Origin of the sequence: Lentzea kristufekii (genome assembly GCF_033949925.1) — a bacterium.
In the GTDB taxonomy this organism is placed as follows: Bacteria; Actinomycetota; Actinomycetes; order Mycobacteriales; family Pseudonocardiaceae; genus Lentzea; species Lentzea kristufekii.
Window position 1 is genome coordinate 1 of record NZ_JAXAVV010000072.1, and the last position, 1,856, is coordinate 1,856.

Sequence of the window (1,856 nt, forward strand, 5' to 3'; positions counted from 1 at the left end):
GTTCTTCCAGAACCGCACAGTGGATGCGTAGCGTCTTTGTAACAAGTCCTCGGCCTATTAGTACCAGTCAGCTCCAACCGTTACCGGTCTTCCACCTCTGGCCTATCAACCCAGTGGTCTAGCTGGGGGCCTTAACTCACGAAGAGTGGGATACCTCATCTTGGAACGAGCTTCCCGCTTAGATGCCTTCAGCGGTTATCCCTTCCGAACGTAGCCAACCAGCAATGCTCTTGGCAGAACAACTGGCACACCAGCGGTCCGTCCGTCCCGGTCCTCTCGTACTAGGGACAGCCTTCCTCAAGTATCCTACGCGCGCGGCGGATAGGGACCGAACTGTCTCACGACGTTCTAAACCCAGCTCGCGTACCGCTTTAATGGGCGAACAGCCCAACCCTTGGGACCTACTCCAGCCCCAGGATGCGACGAGCCGACATCGAGGTGCCAAACCATCCCGTCGATATGGACTCTTGGGGAAGATCAGCCTGTTATCCCCGGGGTACCTTTTATCCGTTGAGCGACCACGCTTCCACAAGCCATGGCCGGATCACTAGTTCCGACTTTCGTCCCTGCTCGACCCGTCAGTCTCACAGTCAAGCTCCCTTGTGCACTTGCACTCAACACCTGATTGCCAACCAGGCTGAGGGAACCTTTGAGCGCCTCCGTTACTCTTTGGGAGGCAACCGCCCCAGTTAAACTACCCACCAGGCACTGTCCCTGATCCGGATCACGGACCGAGGTTAGACATCCAATACGACCAGAGTGGTATTTCAACGATGACTCCACAACCACTGGCGTGGCCGCTTCACAGTCTCCCACCTATCCTACACAAGCCGAATCGAACACCAATACCAAGCTATAGTAAAGGTCCCGGGGTCTTTCCGTCCTGCCGCGCGTAACGAGCATCTTTACTCGTAATGCAATTTCGCCGGGCCTGCGGTTGAGACAGTCGAGAAGTCGTTACGCCATTCGTGCAGGTCGGAACTTACCCGACAAGGAATTTCGCTACCTTAGGATGGTTATAGTTACCACCGCCGTTTACTGGCGCTTAAGTTCTCAGCTTCGCCCTTGCGGACTAACCGGTCCCCTTAACGTTCCAGCACCGGGCAGGCGTCAGTCCATATACATCGTCTTGCGACTTCGCATGGACCTGTGTTTTTAGTAAACAGTCGCTTCTCGCTGGTCTCTGCGGCCGTCTCGCCCTAGCCTGCAAGAGGCTTCAAGCGCTACGGCCCCCCTTCTCCCGAAGTTACGGGGGCATTTTGCCGAGTTCCTTAACCACAGTTCGCCCGATCGCCTTGGTATTCTCTACCTGACCACCTGTGTCGGTTTGGGGTACGGGCCGCGTGAAAGCTCGCTAGAGGCTTTTCTCGGCAGCATGGGATCACTCTACTTCGCCTCAATCGGCTACGCATCACGTCTCAGGCTTAATGAGTTGCGGATTTGCCTACAACTCGCCCTACACGCTTGCACCAGTACTACCACTCACTGGCGGAGCTACCCTCCTGCGTCACCCCATCGCTTGACTACTACAAGTTCAGGTCCCGCGCTCCACAGTCCCCATCGGCCCGAAGGCTTTCAGGAGGTGCTTTGGGCGGTTAGTATCACAAGGTTCATCATGGGCGCGTTCACACGGGTACGGGAATATCAACCCGTTGTCCATCGACTACGCCTGTCGGCCTCGCCTTAGGTCCCGACTTACCCTGGGCGGATTAGCCTGGCCCAGGAACCCTTGGTCATCCGGCGGACGAGTTTCTCACTCGTCTTTCGCTACTCATGCCTGCATTCTCACTCGCATAGCGTCCACGGCTGGATTACTCCGCCGCTTCAACCGCTACACGACGCTCCCCTACCCATCC

General features: G+C 56.7%; 1 rRNA gene. It reads right to left on the reverse strand.

Annotation, left to right across the window (positions count from 1 at the left end):
• Nucleotides 1-37: 37 nt before the first annotated feature.
• Nucleotides 38-1,856 (reverse strand): 23S ribosomal RNA (locus SK571_RS46080); the annotation flags it as partial.